The organism is Rathayibacter sp. AY1C9 (genome assembly GCF_002932315.1).
Classification (GTDB): Bacteria; Actinomycetota; Actinomycetes; order Actinomycetales; family Microbacteriaceae; genus Rathayibacter.
This window is the reverse complement of sequence record NZ_PSVZ01000005.1, coordinates 125,202-141,278: the sequence shown is the minus strand read 5'-3', so window position 1 is coordinate 141,278 and position 16,077 is coordinate 125,202. Positions and strand designations below refer to the sequence as shown.

The following is a 16,077-nucleotide window of genomic DNA, read 5'->3' as shown; positions in this document are numbered from 1 at the left end:
GGCGGGGGCGGGGAGGAGCGATCCTCCCCGCCCCCGCCTCCCCGTCCGCACACCACTCCCCCCCAACGAAGTGAGGCCCTGTTGGCCAGTCCCATCCTCATCATGCGCGACATCGTCAAGGAGTTCGGCGGCGGCGTCCGCGCCCTCGACGGCGTCTCGCTCTCGGTCCAGCCCGGCGAGGTCCACGCCATCTGCGGCGAGAACGGCGCCGGCAAGTCGACCCTGATGAAAGTCCTCTCCGGCGTGTACCCGTACGGCAGCTTCGAGGGCACCATCGAGTTCGAGGGCGAGGAGGCGCAGTACCGGTCGATCAACGACAGCGAGGCCGACGGCATCGTGATCATCCACCAGGAGCTCGCCCTCAGCCCCTACCTCTCCATCGCCGAGAACATCTTCCTCGGCAACGAGAAGTCGACCCGCGGCGTCATCAACTGGAACGCGACCAACGCGGAGGCGGCCAAGCTGCTCGCCCGCGTCGGCCTCGCCGAGAGCCCCGCGACCAAGATCCTCGAGCTCGGCGTCGGCAAGCAGCAGCTCGTCGAGATCGCCAAGGCCCTCGCCAAGGAGGTGAAGCTCCTCATCCTCGACGAGCCCACCGCGGCCCTCAACGACGAGGACAGCGACCACCTGCTCGGCCTGATCGACCAGCTCCGCAAGCAGGGCATCACCTGCATCATCATCAGCCACAAGCTGAAGGAGATCCGCGCCATCGCGGACACCGTCACGATCATCCGCGACGGCCGCACCATCGAGAGCTTCCCGATGGCCGGCGAGGAGGCGTCCGAGAGCCGGATCATCCGCGCGATGGTCGGACGCGACCTCAACAGCATGTTCCCGCCGCGCGACCCGCAGATCGGCGAGGAGAAGCTGCGCGTCGAGAACTGGACGGTCCACCACCCGGTCGACATCAACCGCGTGGTCGTCGACGACGCCTCCTTCACCGTCCGCGCCGGCGAGATCGTCGGCTTCGCGGGCCTGATGGGCGCCGGACGCACCGAGCTCGCGATGAGCATCTTCGGGAGGAGCTACGGCACCGGCATCTCCGGCCGCGTCTACAAGGACGGCGAGGAGATCCAGACCCGCACCGTCGACGAGGCGATCCGCAACGGCCTCGCCTACGCGACCGAGGACCGCAAGCGCTACGGGCTCAACCTCATCGGCGACATCACCGTCAACGTCTCGGCCGCCGCGCTCTCGCGGCTGGCCCGGCTCGGCGTGATCGACAAGCACCGCGAGTACAAGGTCGCCGACTCGTACCGATCGAAGATGAACATCAAGGCGCCGACCGTCTCGGCCGTCACGGGGAAGCTCTCCGGCGGCAACCAGCAGAAGGTCGTCCTCTCGAAGTGGATCTTCTCCGGTCCCGACGTGCTGATCCTCGACGAGCCCACCCGCGGCATCGACGTGGGAGCCAAGTACGAGATCTACGGGATCATCAACGAGCTCGCGGCCCAGGGCAAGGCGGTCGTCGTCATCTCGTCCGAGCTGCCCGAGCTGATCGGCCTCGCCGACCGCATCTACACCATCTCCGAGGGACGGATCACGGGCGAGATCGATCGCGCCGACGCCACCCAGGAGCACCTCATGCACTACATGACCGCCGGAAAGGAACAGGCCCGATGAGCGCCACGACCACCACAGCGCCGGCGGACACGCCCGCCAACACGCCCTCCACCCCACCCAAGCGCTCGCGCCGGCTGAACATCAACCTCCGGCAGTACGGCATCCTCGCCGCGCTGGCCATCATCATCCTGCTCTTCCAGGTGCTGACCGGCGGGCGCCTGCTCCTGCCCGGCAACGTCAACAACCTGATCCAGCAGAACGCCTACGTGCTGATCCTCGCGATCGGCATGGTGATGGTCATCATCGCCGGCCACATCGACCTCTCGGTCGGCTCGGTCGTGGCGATGGTCGGCGCCATCTCGGCGATCGCGATGAACAACTGGGGCCTGCCCTGGTGGGCGGCCGTCGTCGTCGCCCTCGTCACCGGCGCCGCCGTCGGAGCCTGGCAGGGCTTCTGGGTCGCCTTCGTCGGCATACCGGCGTTCATCGTGACCCTCGCGGGCATGCTGATCTTCCGCGGCTTCACCCTCGTCCTCCTCACCGGCGGAACGATCAACGGCCTCCCCACCGAGTTCACCGCGATCGGCGCCGGCTGGCTCCCGGGCGTCCTCGGCGGCATCGCCGGGCGCGACGCGCTCACCCTGGTCCTCGGCCTGATCGTCTGCGTCGTCCTCGTGGCCCAGCAGCTCCGCAGCCGCGCGACCCTCCGCCGCCTCGAGCTGCCCCGCGAGCCCATCGGCTCGCTGGTCGCGAAGTCGGCCATCGCCGTCATCGCGATCATGGCCCTCTCCTGGCTGCTCGCCGGCTACAGCGGAACCCCGATCATCCTGATCGTGCTCGCCGTGCTGATCCTCGCCTACAGCTTCGTGCTCGGCCGGACGGTCTTCGGCCGCCACATCTACGCGATGGGCGGCAACCTGTTCGCCGCGATGATGTCCGGCGTCAAGACGAAGTGGGTCAACTTCTTCATCTTCGTCAACATGGGCGCACTCGCCGGAGTCGCGGGCATCGTCAGCACCGCCCGCGCCGGCGGTGCGGTCGCCTCGGCCGGACAGAACTACGAGCTGGACGCGATCGCCGCGGTCTTCATCGGCGGCGCCGCCGTCCAGGGAGGCGTGGGCACCGTCGTAGGAGCCGTCATCGGCGGACTCGTGATGGGAGTGCTCAACATGGGCCTGTCCATCCTCTCGGTCGACGCGGCCTGGCAGATGGCGATCAAGGGCTTCGTCCTCCTGCTCGCGGTGGCGTTCGACATCTTCAACAAGCGCCGCGCCGGCGGCCGCTAGGCGAACGCCGAGCGCCGCCCAGCGGCGCTCCTCGTCCTTCTCTTCTACAGTTCTCGGGCGCGGCTTCTCCTCGGGGGAGCCGCGCCCGAGTGCATCCGAGACCCGTCGGGGTCCAGCGACAGGCAGGCGATCATGGCAGGAGCAGTCGGAGCCTCCAGCAACGCGCTGCTGCGCCGCACGAACCTCGCGAGCCTCGCGACCCTGGTGCACCGCTCCGGTCCCACCAGCCGCGCCGAGCTCGGCCGCCTCACCGGGCTGAACCGCTCCGCCGTCGCGAACCTCGTCGGCGAGCTGAGCGAGCTCGGCTGGGTGGCGGAGGAGACCACCGCGCCCGACGGCCGCATCGGCCGCCCCAGCGCCACCGTCGTCCCCGGCGACCGGTTCGCGGCCGTGGGCGTCCACCTCGACACCGACGCGATCATCGTCGGCCTCGTCGGGCTGCACGGCGAGCTGCTCCGCCGCGTCCGCTTCGACACCCCCAAGCCCGCGAGCCCCGCCACGGTGGTCCGCGTCGTCACCGGCATCGTCGAGGGCTTCCGCTCCGAGCGGGAGTCGCTGCGCACGCTGGTCGGCGCGGGCGTCGCCGTCCCCGGCCTCGTCCAGGCCGACTCCGGCTTCGTCCACCGCGCCCCGCACCTGGGCTGGCGCGACGTCGACCTCGCCACCCAGCTGAGCCGCGCCCTCGACCTCCCGGTCGCCGTCGGCAACGACGCGACCCTCGGCGCCATCGGCGAGTCCCTCTTCGGAGCCGCGCACGGCGTGGCCGACGTCGTCTACGTCACCGGCGGCGCGGGCGGCATCGGCGGAGGAGTCATCATCGGCGGCGTCCCGCTCCAGGGCTCCTCGGGGTTCGCGGCCGAGCTGGGCCACACCCTCGTCGCCACGAACGGCCGCCTCTGCGGCTGCGGCCGGCGCGGCTGCCTCGAGGCCGAGGTCCGGATGCGCTCCCTCCTCGACGTCCTCGGCGCCCGCGTCCTCGACCAGGACGAGCTCGACATCGCCCTGGGCACCTCCCGCGACCCCGCCGTCCTGGGCGAGGTCGCCCGCCAGGTCGACCTGCTCTCGGAGGGCCTGTCCACCTACATCAACCTCTTCAACCCCACCGCGGTCGTGCTCGGCGGCTTCCTCGGCTCGCTGCTCACCGTCGACCGCGAGCGCCTCGCCGCCCGCGTCTCGGCCCGCGCCCTGAGCGACCTCGCGCGCGGCGTGCGGATCGAGCGGGCCGCCCTGCGCTCGAGGCTGGAACTCGTCGGCGCCGCGGAGCTACCCTGGCGGCGGGCGCTGGCGGATCCCGCCGCCGTCACCGGGGGCGCACAGCCGCCGGGTGGGAGCAGCAGCCGCGAGGACGCTCTGGGCGCCCGCGCCTGACCCCGGCACTCGAGTGCCGGCACCGCGTCGAGGAGGACGAGCATGGCCGACTGGAACGACACGATCATCGAGGAGTTCCGCGCGAACGGCGGGACCGTGACCACGGGCGGCTTCGGGAGGAGCCTCGTGCTGGTGCACCATCGCGGCGCCCGCTCCGGTGAGGAGCGCGTGACTCCCCTGATGGCGCTGCACCCCTCCGACGACGTCTGGCTGCTCGCCGCGTCCGCCGCCGGTGCGCCGAAGCACCCCGCCTGGTTCCACAACATGATCGCCCATCCGGACCTGGCGATCGAGACCCCCGACGACGGCACCGTCGACGTCCGGGCGCGCGTCCTCGCCGGGGAGGAGCGCGACGTCGGCTGGGCCCGCTTCACCACCGCCTCCGCCGGCTTCCTCGACTACGAGAAGCGCACCACCCGCATCATCCCGGTCGTGGAGCTCACCCGCCGCTGACCGCGGCTCGTCAGCGCAGCAGCACGGGCACCGTGTCCGGCGTGCTCCAGCTCAGCGCGATCCGCTCGCGGAAGCCGCCGCTGCGCAGCTCCGCCTCGAGCGCGTCGATCACCACGGGGAGCAGCGCGCGCCGCTCGATCAGCAGGTCGAGTACGAGCCGGTCGCCGGAGGTCAGCAGCACCGGGCCCGATCCGGGCAGCACCGCGATCCACTGGCACTCCCCCACCTGCACGCTCCGGTGCCGGCCGAGGCGTCGAAGCAGCTCGGGCAGCGCCTGCGTATCGAGGGCGGACACGTCGGCACGGAGGGCGATCACCCCGCGAGCGTGCCCGCGCCGGACGACCTCGCGCCGACCTCCCGGTGAACACCGCCCCTCCGCGGGACGCCGTCCGCGAGAACGACACGACAGGAGCCCGCCCCGGAGCGCACCGCACCCGGGAACGGGAGAAGCCCCCGACCGGACATCCGATCGGGGGCTTCTCTCCGGTTCCCTCGAACCCGGTTCTCTCGAACTCCGGTTCTCATGAACTCTGGTGCGCGAGGGGGGAGTTGAACCCCCACGCCCTTTCGGGCACACGGACCTGAACCGTGCGCGTCTGCCTATTCCGCCACTCGCGCTCACCAGCGGCACCGAAGCGCCGACGAGAAATCGTAGCATCCCCCGGCCCCGGAGCCGAACCGGCACCCGCCGCCCCGGGTCGGAGCTCCCCCGGGAGCCGCCACCGGGCCGTGCCGGTGAGAGCGCGCACACGGCACTCCGGCCGCGAAACCACCGCGGAGGATCGCGCATCCAGACCACCCCAGTAACATGCCCGTAGCCGTGCGCGGCGCAGACCAAGAAGAGGAAGCGGCGACGGGCGCGCAGACATCTCGATCCGTGCGCGACCGCCGAGAAGGCGAAGAACCGGAAGATCGGAAGACTGTGGGCATACTGGACAACTTCGAGAAGGGACTCGAGCGCGTCGTCAACGGCGCGTTCGCGCGGACCTTCAAGTCGGGTCTGCAGCCGGTCGAGCTCGCCTCCGCCCTCCGCCGGGAGCTCGACACCTCCGCCGCCGTGGTCAGCCGCGACCGCATCCTCGTCCCCAACAGCCTGGTCCTGCGGATGTCCGCGACCGACCTCGACCGGATGCAGCGCCTCGGCGCCACGCTGATCGACGAGCTCACCACGGTCGCCACCGAGCACGCCACCAAGCAGGGCTTCCGCTTCCCCGGCCCGATCGACATCTCCCTCGCCGTCGATCCGGCGCTCAGCGACGGCATGGTCGAGGTCGACTCCCGCAGCGTGAAGGGCACCGTCGCCTACACGCCCGTCCTCGACATCGACGGCCGGCGCCACCCGATCACGAAGGCGCGCACCGTCATCGGCCGCGGCAGCGACGCCGACATCACCGTCGACGACTCGGGCACGTCCCGCAAGCACGTCGAGATCCTCTGGGACGGCTCCCGCGCCCAGGTGCACGACCTCGGGTCCACGAACGGCTCCAAGCTCGACGGCCGGCCCGTCACGCAGGCGCCCCTGGCCCCCGAGCAGACCATCACGATCGGGCGCACCTCGATCGTCTACCGCGTCGTGCAGGGCTCCGCGCCCGCACGCACCGACCGCCCGTCGTCCGGCAGGGCAGCCGGACGCGGCTCCGAGGGATTCTGGGACGACCGGCTATGAGCGAGCTCACTCTCTTCCTCCTGCGCATCGCGTTCCTCGCGCTGCTGTGGTTCTTCGTGTTCGGCATCGTCTACGCGCTGCGCTCCGACCTGTTCGGGCAGCGCGTGCGCAAGCTGCCTCCCGGCGCGCAGGCCGCGTCCCCCGAGGCCCCGTTCGTGACGGCGGCCCAGCCCGTGGTCGCCGCGGCCGCCGCGGCTCCCACGCCCGCGCAGCCCGCCTCTCCGTCGGCCCCCTCGGCCCGGAGGAGCCGAGAGGCCGCCGCCGAGCGCGCCGAGCAGGGAGGCGCCGCCACGGTCCACACGGCGCAGCGCCTCGTGATCACCTCGGGCCCCAAGCGGGGCACCGAGCTCGAGCTGACCGGCGACCCGCTGACGATCGGCCGCTCCGCGGAGTCGACGCTGGTCATCCGCGACGACTACACCTCGACCCACCACGCGCGCCTGCTCCTCTGGAACGACGAGTGGATGATCCAGGACCTCGACTCCACCAACGGCACCTTCCTCGACGGCCGCCGTGTCGGCGCGCCCACCAAGGTGCCGCTGGACACGCCCGTGAAGGTCGGCACCACCACCTTCGAACTGCGGCGGTCGTAGCGCGTGGCCCCCACTCCGGAGAGCGGCTCCGGCCACGGCGCGGTGCGCGAGAGCGCCGCCGTCTCGCACGTCGGCAGAATCCGCTCGAACAACCAGGACTCCGGCTACGCGGGCCGGCAGCTCTTCGTCGTCGCCGACGGCATGGGCGGTCACGCGGGCGGCGACGTCGCCTCCTCCATCGCGATCAAGCGCATCGCGGAGGCGGACCGCGTCTACGCCTCCACCTACGAGGCCGAGGACGAGCTCAAGCGCACCCTGCTGGCGGCCAACACCCTGCTGGCCGACGCCGTGGTCGACCACCCCGAGCTCACCGGCATGGGCACCACCGTCAGCGCGATCGCCCGCGTCGGCGAGTCGGTGGCGATCGCGCACATCGGCGACTCCCGCATCTACGTCCTCCGCGACGGCCGGCTCGAGCAGGTCACGACCGACCACACCTTCGTGCAGCGCCTCGTCGACTCCGGCCGCATCACGGAGGAGGAGGCGATGACGCATCCGCGCCGCTCCGTCCTGATGCGGGTCCTCGGCGACGTGCACACCAACCCCGAGATCGACACGCTCACGCTCGAGACCGAGCCGCACGACCGCTGGCTGATCTGCTCCGACGGCCTCTCCGGCGTCGTCCCGCACGACGAGATCCTCAAGGAGCTCAGCCGCGACGAGACCGCGCAGCAGGTGGCCGACCGCCTGATCCGCGACAGCCTCTCGCACGGCGCCCCGGACAACGTCACCGTCGTCGTCCTCGACATCCCCGGGGCGGGCGACACCGCGCGCATCCTCGCCCCCGTGGAGGAGCCGGTGGTCGTCGGATCCGCCGCCGCGCCCACGCCCTTCAGCACCGACGACTCGCAGAACCGCGTCCGGATCCCCGGCCTCCGCCTGCACACCCGGGCTCCCGCCGCGCAGGGCCCCACCCACTTCGAGCCCGCGTCCGAGGACTACCTCGACGAGCTGATCGAGGAGGACCGCCGCCGGCACCTGCGCCGCCGCATCACCTGGCTCGTCGGCCTGTCCCTCGTGCTCATCATCGGATTCCTCGGGATCCTCTTCGCCTACGACTGGACGCAGTCGCGCTTCTACGTCGGCACCGACGGGGACACCGTGATCATCTACCAGGGCATCCAGCAGTCGGTCGGCCCGCTCTCGCTCTCGGAGGTGAAGGAGGACACGGGAATCCCGCTCGACTCCCTCCGCGCCTACGACGTCGAGCAGCTGGAGCAGACGATCAGCGCCGACTCCTACGCCGGCGCGGTCGACATCGTCGAGCGCCTCACGGACGCGAACGGAGCACCATGACGGACGCCGCCACGGCCACCGCCCGCCCCGCCCCCGAGCGGCAGGGCTTCTTCCGCCAGAAGCTGCGCAATCTCGAGCTCCTGCTCCTGATCGGCGCATGCCTCATCGACGCCGGCGCGATCGTGCTCGTGCAGCTCGGCGCCCTCGGCTCGATCGACACCACGCTGGTCTCGCTGGGCGCCGGCCTCTCGGCGCTCGTGCTCGCCGTGCACGTCGTGCTGCGCTTCGCGGCCCCGGCGGCCGACCCCTTCCTCCTCCCGATCGCCACCGTGCTGAACGGACTGGGGGTCGCCGAGATCTACCGGATCGACATCGCCGACGGCGCGACCGGCTGGGAGTCGGTGGCGGTGCGGCAGATCTTCTGGAGCGCCCTGGCCGTCGTGGCGGCGATCGTGGTGCTGCTGGTCATCCGCAACCACCGCGTGCTGTTCCGCTACACCTACGTCGCCGGGTTCGCGGCGATCGTGCTGCTCCTGCTGCCGCTCCTGCCCTTCATCGGCCGCGAGGTCAGCGGCGCGCGTGTGTGGATCGGGATCGGCGACGTGGCGAGCTTCCAGCCCGGCGAGATCGCCAAGATCGCCCTCGCGGTCTTCTTCGCCGGCTACCTCGTGCGCAACCGCGACTCCCTCTCGATGGTGGGCCGCACCGTCCTCGGGATGCGCTTCCCGCGCCTGCGCGACCTCGGCCCGATCCTGGTGGTCTGGGCGGTCACGATGGGCGTCATCGTCTTCCAGCGCGACCTGGGGACGGCGCTGCTCTACTTCGGCCTGTTCCTGGTCATGCTCTACGTCGCGACCGGCCGCACCAGCTGGGTCCTCATCGGCGTCGGCCTGTTCCTCGGCGGCGCGCTGCTGGCGAGCCAGACGCTCGACTACGTGGGCAACCGCTTCGCCAACTGGCTCGAGCCCTTCAGCGCCGAGCGCTACGGGGCGGATCCGGGCGGCAGCTACCAGCTCGTGCAGGGCCTCTTCGGCCTCGCGCACGGCGGGCTGCTCGGCACGGGCCTCGGCCAGGGGATGCCGGATCTCACGCCGGTCCCGCAGTCCGACTACATCATCGCCAGCCTCGGCGAGGAGCTGGGCCTCGCCGGGCTCTTCGCGATCTTCGGCCTCTACCTCCTGCTGGTCTCGCGCGGGTTCCGCATCGGCTTCGCCGGGCAGGACGACTTCGGGCGCCTCCTGGGAGTCGGCCTCTCGTTCGTGATCGCCCTGCAGTGCTTCATCGTCATCGGAGGCGTCACCCGCGTCATCCCGCTGACCGGCCTGACCACGCCGTTCCTCGCCGCCGGCGGCTCCTCCCTCGTGGCGAACTGGATGATCGTGGCGGTGCTGCTGCGCCTGTCCGACACAGTCCGCAGTCAGCCTCGTCTGGTGGTGTGATCCGTCGATGAACCGAGAACTCAAACGGGTGAGCCTCGTCGTGCTGACGATGTTCGTGGCCCTCTTCCTCTCCACCACCACCATTCAGGTGATCCAGGCCGACTCCCTCGACGAGGACGGCCGCAACACGCGGACCCTCTACGAGAGCTTCTCGACCGAGCGCGGTGCGATCCTCGCCGGCGGTCAGCCGATCGCCTCCTCGACGCCGTCGGACGACCTCTACAAGTTCCAGCGGCAGTACGCGAACGGCCCGCTCTACTCCGCCGTGACCGGCTACTTCACCCTGAACCAGGGCACCACCGGCATCGAGCGCACGCTCAACGACTACCTCTCGGGCACCTCGAACTCGCAGTTCTTCGACGAGATCAACAACCTCGTCACGGGCCAGGACCCGAAGGGCGCGTCGGTCGAGCTCTCGATCGACCCGGTCGCCCAGCAGGCCGCCTTCGACGCGCTCGGCGACTACACGGGGGCCGTCGTCGTGACGGAGCCGGCCACCGGCCGCATCCTCGCGATGGTCTCGAAGCCCACCTTCGACCCCACCGCGCTGGCCTCCCACGACACCGACGACGTCCTCGCCGCCTACCGGGCGCTGAACGACGACTCCTCCGAGCCCCTCGTGAACCGGGCCATCGGCGGCTCGCTCAACCCGCCCGGCTCCGTCTTCAAGCTCGTCGTGGCCTCGGCCGCCCTCGAGTCCGGCCGCTTCACCGCCGACTCGAGCTTCCCCAACGTCGAGTCGTACACGCTGCCCGGCTCCTCGTCGCAGGTGATCAACTCCGGAGGCGGCCTCTGCGGCTCCGGAGAGACGGTCACGCTGGCCACCGCCGTCTCGCTCTCCTGCAACGTCCCGATGGCCGAGATGGGCGTGCAGCTGGGAGCGGACGCGATCCGCTCGCAGGCCGAGAAGTTCGGCTTCGACACCGAGCTCGAGATCCCGATGTCGGTCGAGGCGAGCACCTACCCGACGAAGACGGACGACGCCCAGACGGCCCTCACCGCCTTCGGGCAGTACGAGGTGCGCGCGACGCCGCTGCAGATCGCCATGGTCTCCGCGGCGATCGCGAACGGCGGCGAGGTGATGCAGCCGAACCTGGTCGACTCGATCCGCTCGCAGGACCTCAGCGTGCTGCAGCAGTTCCAGGAGAAGTCGCTCGGCCGGGCGGTGAGCACGCAGACCGCGGACGCCGTCAAGGCGATGATGGTCGCCAGCGTCCAGGGCGGCGCGGCGACGAATGCAACAATAGGGGGCGTCACTGTGGCCGGTAAGACCGGTACCGCCGAGAACGGCGGGGACGACCCGTACACCCTCTGGTTCACCGGCTTCGCGCCTGCGGACGACCCGCAGTACGCCATCACCGTGCTCGTGGAGAACGGTGGAGGGCTCGGCCAGACCGGGTACGGCAACCTGATCGCCGCACCCATCGGACAACAGGTACTAGAGGCGGTGCTGAACAAATGAGACCCACGACAGGCCTCACCTTCGGGGGACGCTACGAGCTGCAGTCCCGGATCGCCATCGGCGGCATGGGAGAGGTGTGGCAGGCGACCGATCTGGTCATCGGCCGCACCATCGCGATCAAGATCCTGAAGGACGAGTACCTCGGCGACCCCGGCTTCCTCGAGCGCTTCCGCGCCGAGGCCCGCCACGCGGCGCTGGTCAACCACGAGGGCATCGCCAACGTCTACGACTACGGCGAGGAGGACGGCTCGGCCTACCTGGTCATGGAGCTCGTCCCCGGCGAGGCGCTCTCGACCGTCCTCGAGCGCGAGCGCGTCCTCTCGACCGACAAGGTCCTCGACATCGTCGCGCAGACCGCGCTCGCCCTGCACGCCGCGCACGCCGCGGGCCTCGTGCACCGCGACGTGAAGCCGGGCAACCTGCTCATCACGCCGGACGGCCGCGTCAAGATCACCGACTTCGGCATCGCGCGCATCGCCGACCAGGTCCCGCTGACGGCGACCGGCCAGGTCATGGGCACGGTCCAGTACCTGTCCCCGGAGCAGGCGAGCGGCCAGCCCGCCTCCCCCGCCACCGACATCTACTCGCTGGGCATCGTCGCGTACGAGTGCCTGGCCGGGCGCCGCCCCTTCACGGGCGAGTCGCAGGTCGCCATCGCAATGGCGCAGATCAACGACACCCCGCCGGAGCTGCCGGTCACGGTCGCGGAGCCGGTGCGCAATCTCGTCTACTCCTGCATCGCCAAGAAGCCGGCCGACCGCCCCGCCACCGCCGCGCACCTCGCGCGGGCGGCCCAGGCGCTGCGCTCGGGCGACGTGCGCGGAGCGGCGCTGGCCGTCCCCGCGGTCCTCAGCGACGTCCCCACGACGCAGGCGACCACGGTCCTCCCCTCCAACCAGGGCGCGACGCAGGCGACCACGGTGCTGCCCTCCGGCGCGCCCGCGGCCGCGGCCGCCGCTCCGTTCGTGCCGATCGAGGAGCCGCTCGAGCCGGCCGAGGAGCCGCGGCGGCGCAGCCCCTGGACCTGGCCGCTGATCGCCCTCATCGTGATCCTCGCCGTCGTCATCGCGGGCACGATCTTCGCCCTGACGACCGGCGGGAGCAGCGACCCGGCCGCCTCCCCCACCGCGACGACCAGCACGGCCCCGTCGCCGACGCCGTCCGAGACTCCGAGTCCCACGCCGACGCCGACCTCGAACACGGTCGTCATCGACAAGGCCGACTACGTCGGGCGCTCCTTCGACGACGTCGAGACCGAGCTCGAGGCCCTGGGCATGGGCGTCCGCCGCGCGGACGGTCCGAGCGCCCCCACCGCCGAGCAGGTCGGACTCGTCGAGGACGTGAACCCCACCGCGAACGTGGTGAAGGGCACGACCATCGAGGTCTCCGTCTTCACCGAGGTCGCGACCCCGGACGCACCGACCGCCGTGCCGACCGTCACCCCCGCCGCCTCCAGCGTCGAGGCGGGCGCGACGTTCAACGTCACCTGGAGCAACTACAACCAGTGCCCGAGCGGAACCTCCGTGAGTGGTTACCGGGTGACCGCGACCGGTGAGGGCGCGAGCGTGACGAGCACCAACCCGTCGAACTCGACGACCGCGACGATCCAGGCCGGCACCACGGCGGGCACGATCGACGTCACGTACACCGTGCTCTGCGGCGACTCGGAGTCGGCGGCCTCGCCCACCCTCTCCGTCACCGTCGAGGAGCCGGCTCGGACCCCGGCGCCGACCCCCACCTCGAAGGCCACCTCGACGCCCACCCCCTCCGAGTAGCGGCGGCGCGCCGGCCCGGGGCACCGCTCCGGCCCGGCGCCTCGGGGCCGTCGCGTCGCGCCCCCGCCCGGAACACCAGGGGCCCATAGGTACACTTGCCGTGGCTCCTCGGGGCCGCACCACACGGAAGTACAGGGCGGGAGCGTGCGCGTGACGGATGAGGGTCGCCTGATCGCGGGACGGTACCAGGTCGGGCCCCGGCTCGGCCGCGGCGGGATGTCCGAGGTGTACCTCGGCACCGACACCCGGCTCGGCCGCACCGTCGCCATCAAGGAGCTGAAGCTCTCCCTCTCCTCCGACTCCGCCTTCCGCCTGCGGTTCCGGCAGGAGGCGCAGTCCGCGTCGCGCATGTCGCACCCCACGATCGTCCGGGTCTTCGACGCGGGCGAGGAGGTCTCGCTCGACGACAACGGCGCCGAGTCGCGCCGGCCCTTCATCGTCATGGAGCACATCGAGGGCCGCCTCCTCAAGGACCTGATCGCCGAGGGCCCCCTCGACGTGGACGAGGCCGTCCGCATCACGGAGGGCATCCTCACCGCCCTCGAGTACTCGCACCGCGCAGGCGTCGTCCACCGCGACATCAAGCCCGGCAACATCATGCTGACCCCGTCGGGCCAGGTGAAGGTGATGGACTTCGGGATCGCCCGCGCCGTCTCCGACTCCGCCGCCACGGTCGCTCAGACCACGGCGATCCTCGGCACCGCGGCCTACTTCTCCCCCGAGCAGGCGAAGGGCGAGCAGGTCGACGCCCGCAGCGACCTCTACTCCGCCGGCATCGTGCTCTTCGAGCTCCTCACCGGCCGTGCGCCCTTCCGCGGCGACACCCCGGTGGCCGTCGCCTACCAGCACGTCAGCGAGACGCCGCCGGCGCCGAGCTCCATCAACCCGGCCGTCACCCCCGCACTCGACGCGGTCGTCGCCCGAGCACTCTCGAAGGACCGCTACGAGCGCTTCCAGGGAGCTGCGGAGTTCCGCGACGACCTGCGCGACGCCGCCGCCGGACGCCTCCCCGACCATCGCCCGATCGACGAGCTGACCACCTCGCTCTTCGCGGCCCGCAGCCAGGGTGGAGTCAACGACTCCGAGCTCGCCCTCCGCCAGCTGGCCGAGGACAACTCGATCGTCCGCACCCAGCGCCGCCCGCCGGTCCTCTGGATCTGGTCCTCGATCGTCGTGCTGGCCGTGATCGTCGCCGCACTCGTGATCTGGGTGCTGACGCTCCAGCCCGCGTCCACGCTGCCGTCGCAGTCGCGCGAGGTCCCCACCCTCACCGAGACCACCTACGACAGCGCCCAGTCGACCCTGACCGAGCTCGATCTCGTGCCGAGCCAGGTCGCGGAGTACAGCTCGACCGTCCCCGAGGGCGAGGTGATCCGCACGGATCCGGGCTCGGGCACGATCGTCGCACCCGAGACGGTCATCCGCATCGTCGTGTCCCAGGGCCCGCAGCCCGTCGCCGTGCCGGACACCGTCGGGCAGAGCCTCGCCGAGGCCATCGACGCGCTCACCGCCGTCGGCTTCGTCGAGGGCTCCCAGACCCGCGAGAACTCGCCGACCGTCCCGGGCGACGTCGTGCTCTCCGCCTCCCCCGGAGCGGGACAGCAGGTCGCCCCGGGCACGCCGGTCGACCTCACCGTCTCCTCCGGCCAGGTCACGCTCCCCGACCTCGTCGGGACGTCCCTCAGCAGCGCACTGGCCACCCTCGCCTCCGAGAAGCTGCAGCTCGTGGGGGTCGAGGTCCCGGACGAGACCTGCGACGCGACCCGGGCGAACCCGCCCATCACGACCCAGTCCCTGGCTCCGGGCGACGTCCCGCAGGGATCGACCGTCCAGCTCGGATACTGCGCGGGCTGACCCGGCCTGCAGCCCGCTGCGGCTGCGGCGTCGGCCGACGGTGCCCGGTGGAGGCCGGGTCGCTGCTCTGCGCGCCGAGAAGGGCTCGTCCGGACGTTGCTCGTCGGGTTCGATGCTCCACGGGGGCCGACGGCCCCGAGCTGAACGGCTAGGCCCTGCGCGCGTCGGCGAGCGGGGGCTGGAGCCGCACGACCTCGCCGGCTGCCGATCCATCGGCGGGGCGCGCGATCCTGCCGCGGATGTCGCTCGGGGTGAGCCCCTCGCGGCGCTTGAGCGCACGGCGGAGGTGGTCCGCCGAGGAGAATCCGGACGCGGCGGCGATCGCCTCGAGCGGGACCTCCCGCGGGCGGCGGCGCAGGAGCTCCACGGCGCTGGCGACCCGGGATCGCTCGATCTCGCTCGCGACCGTGGTGCCCGCATCCTCGAAGAGCCGCTGGAGGGAGCGGGTGGACACGTTGACCGCATCGGCCACCGCCTCCGGAGTGCAGCGCGGCGTGCGGTGCGTCCGGTCGATGACCGTGCGCGCGCGCCCGAGCGTGGCGGCTCGCACGCTCGTGGTGCCGGGCTGCGAGCTCGCCGCCGCGAGGAACGCGCTGGTGAGGAGCTGCTTGACCACGTGGGCGAAGCCGGTGACCTCGCCCTCGCCGGGCAGCCCCGTCCCCGACTCCGCCGCGAGGGCGAAGGCGGTCGTGAAGGCGTATGCGGCGCGGGTGGACCGGGCGTCGGGGTCGAGCGCGTAGACCGGGGCCGACGTGTCGAAGCCGTAGCGGCGCATCTCGTCGGCGCGCAGCGAGAGGTGGAGAATCGTGGCCGGAGTCGTCGACTCGGTCGTGAACGTCGTCGTCCCCTGCTGGTACGAGATCGAGCCCGGACGCAGCAGCACCGTTCGGTCCGGGGCGACCATGCGCACGAAGCCGTCGATGAGGAAGCTGAAAGTGAGGAAGGAGGTGTCGTCGGCCGGCCACGTCCCGCGGAGGACGCGCAGAGGCGAGACCGTCATCAGCACGACGCTCAGATCGGCGGTGCCGAATCCCGAACCGGTGATGCTCGGAACGGTGCCGGGTTTGACGACGATGCGCGGTCCGAGATTCTCGAGCTCTCGGATTCCCGAGAAAGCCCAGGAGATCGATGCGACCATCTGGTCCCCCCGGACTTCTCTTGTGGCGCCGACCCCCTGTCGACGCCCTCTGATTATGCAGCGAAAAGGGGCCGCATCCTCCGCCGGGAGCCCGTCAAATCCCGCCACCTGATCGGGGGGTGCGCAAGGGGGTGGACAAGGTCACGCTCATACCCTGTCGCGGCGTTCTCCTCCGCCCGCCGTCATTTAGCCGTCAGATGGCGGATTTCTACGTGAGAACGCACTCAGGGCGGCATCCCCGTTC

Annotated in this window: 13 protein-coding genes and 1 tRNA gene; 11 read left to right on the top strand and 3 right to left on the bottom strand. The window is 71.4% G+C overall.

What is annotated here, in order from left to right; translation table 11 throughout:
- Positions 1-102: 102 nt before the first annotated feature.
- The 4 genes from mmsA (at position 103) to C5D09_RS05910 (ending at position 4,670) form a co-directional block, all read left to right on the top strand.
- Positions 103-1,623: a multiple monosaccharide ABC transporter ATP-binding protein gene (gene mmsA / locus C5D09_RS05925; RefSeq protein WP_104222653.1), complete on the top strand. Its 1,521-nt coding sequence runs from the start codon at positions 103-105 to the stop codon at positions 1,621-1,623.
- Positions 1,620-2,849, top strand: coding sequence for a multiple monosaccharide ABC transporter permease (gene mmsB, locus C5D09_RS05920; RefSeq protein WP_104222654.1), 1,230 nt, complete (start codon positions 1,620-1,622; stop codon positions 2,847-2,849). Before mmsA ends, mmsB begins: the two co-directional genes overlap by 4 nt.
- Before the next feature lie 132 nt (positions 2,850-2,981).
- Entirely contained in the window at positions 2,982-4,217 is a 1,236-nt protein-coding gene (locus C5D09_RS05915; RefSeq protein WP_104222655.1) for an ROK family transcriptional regulator, read from the top strand.
- Between the two features lie 42 nt (positions 4,218-4,259).
- Positions 4,260-4,670, top strand: a complete 411-nt coding sequence (locus C5D09_RS05910; RefSeq protein ID WP_104268825.1) for a nitroreductase/quinone reductase family protein — start codon at positions 4,260-4,262, stop codon at positions 4,668-4,670.
- Positions 4,671-4,680: 10 nt separating this feature from the next.
- Here the strand turns inward: C5D09_RS05910 and C5D09_RS05905 are convergent, their stop codons facing one another.
- Both C5D09_RS05905 and C5D09_RS05900 read right to left on the bottom strand, forming a co-directional pair.
- Positions 4,681-4,986 (bottom strand): hypothetical protein, encoded by a 306-nt coding sequence (locus tag C5D09_RS05905; RefSeq protein ID WP_104268824.1) that lies wholly within the window; start codon positions 4,984-4,986, stop codon positions 4,681-4,683.
- 215 nt (positions 4,987-5,201) lie between these two features.
- A tRNA-Leu gene (locus C5D09_RS05900) sits at positions 5,202-5,288 on the bottom strand.
- Positions 5,289-5,592: 304 nt separating this feature from the next.
- Between C5D09_RS05900 and C5D09_RS05895 the strand changes: the two genes are divergently transcribed.
- The 7 genes from C5D09_RS05895 (at position 5,593) to pknB (ending at position 14,695) form a co-directional block, all read left to right on the top strand.
- Entirely contained in the window at positions 5,593-6,336 is a 744-nt protein-coding gene (locus C5D09_RS05895) for a DUF3662 and FHA domain-containing protein (RefSeq protein ID WP_104225775.1), read from the top strand.
- The gene (locus C5D09_RS05890; protein WP_104222659.1) at positions 6,333-6,929 is read left to right on the top strand and encodes an FHA domain-containing protein; all 597 of its coding nucleotides are present in this window, start codon (positions 6,333-6,335) and stop codon (positions 6,927-6,929) included. Before C5D09_RS05895 ends, C5D09_RS05890 begins: the two co-directional genes overlap by 4 nt.
- A gap of 3 nt (positions 6,930-6,932) precedes the next feature.
- Positions 6,933-8,225, top strand: a complete 1,293-nt coding sequence (locus tag C5D09_RS05885) for a Stp1/IreP family PP2C-type Ser/Thr phosphatase (RefSeq protein ID WP_244229533.1) — start codon at positions 6,933-6,935, stop codon at positions 8,223-8,225.
- Positions 8,222-9,604, top strand: coding sequence for an FtsW/RodA/SpoVE family cell cycle protein (locus C5D09_RS05880; protein ID WP_104225777.1), 1,383 nt, complete (start codon positions 8,222-8,224; stop codon positions 9,602-9,604). The genes C5D09_RS05885 and C5D09_RS05880 overlap by 4 nt, the downstream gene beginning before the upstream one ends.
- A gap of 7 nt (positions 9,605-9,611) precedes the next feature.
- Positions 9,612-11,066: a penicillin-binding protein 2 gene (locus C5D09_RS05875; protein ID WP_104232999.1), complete on the top strand. Its 1,455-nt coding sequence runs from the start codon at positions 9,612-9,614 to the stop codon at positions 11,064-11,066.
- Positions 11,063-12,841 carry a serine/threonine-protein kinase gene (locus C5D09_RS05870; protein WP_104268823.1) on the top strand — a complete coding sequence of 593 codons (1,779 nt, stop codon included), beginning with the start codon at positions 11,063-11,065 and terminating at the stop codon, positions 12,839-12,841. The genes C5D09_RS05875 and C5D09_RS05870 overlap by 4 nt, the downstream gene beginning before the upstream one ends.
- Positions 12,842-12,991: 150 nt before the next feature.
- Positions 12,992-14,695 carry a Stk1 family PASTA domain-containing Ser/Thr kinase gene (gene pknB, locus C5D09_RS05865; protein ID WP_104222663.1) on the top strand — a complete coding sequence of 568 codons (1,704 nt, stop codon included), beginning with the start codon at positions 12,992-12,994 and terminating at the stop codon, positions 14,693-14,695.
- Positions 14,696-14,843: 148 nt separating this feature from the next.
- Here pknB and C5D09_RS05860 read toward each other — a convergent pair whose 3' ends face one another.
- A complete protein-coding gene (locus C5D09_RS05860; protein ID WP_104222664.1) occupies positions 14,844-15,833 on the bottom strand; it encodes a helix-turn-helix domain-containing protein in 990 nt (329 codons plus the stop codon).
- Positions 15,834-16,077: the final 244 nt, after the last annotated feature.

Coding starts and splice junctions, on each gene's coding strand:
- mmsA (WP_104222653.1), top strand. CDS start 103: ATGCGCGACATCGTCAAGGAGTTCGGCGGCGGCGTCCGCGCCCTCGAC.
- mmsB (WP_104222654.1), top strand. CDS start 1,620: ATGAGCGCCACGACCACCACAGCGCCGGCGGACACGCCCGCCAACACG.
- C5D09_RS05915 (WP_104222655.1), top strand. CDS start 2,982: ATGGCAGGAGCAGTCGGAGCCTCCAGCAACGCGCTGCTGCGCCGCACG.
- C5D09_RS05910 (WP_104268825.1), top strand. CDS start 4,260: ATGGCCGACTGGAACGACACGATCATCGAGGAGTTCCGCGCGAACGGC.
- C5D09_RS05890 (WP_104222659.1), top strand. CDS start 6,333: ATGAGCGAGCTCACTCTCTTCCTCCTGCGCATCGCGTTCCTCGCGCTG.
- C5D09_RS05880 (WP_104225777.1), top strand. CDS start 8,222: ATGACGGACGCCGCCACGGCCACCGCCCGCCCCGCCCCCGAGCGGCAG.
- C5D09_RS05875 (WP_104232999.1), top strand. CDS start 9,612: ATGAACCGAGAACTCAAACGGGTGAGCCTCGTCGTGCTGACGATGTTC.
- C5D09_RS05870 (WP_104268823.1), top strand. CDS start 11,063: ATGAGACCCACGACAGGCCTCACCTTCGGGGGACGCTACGAGCTGCAG.
- C5D09_RS05860 (WP_104222664.1), bottom strand. CDS start 15,833: ATGGTCGCATCGATCTCCTGGGCTTTCTCGGGAATCCGAGAGCTCGAG.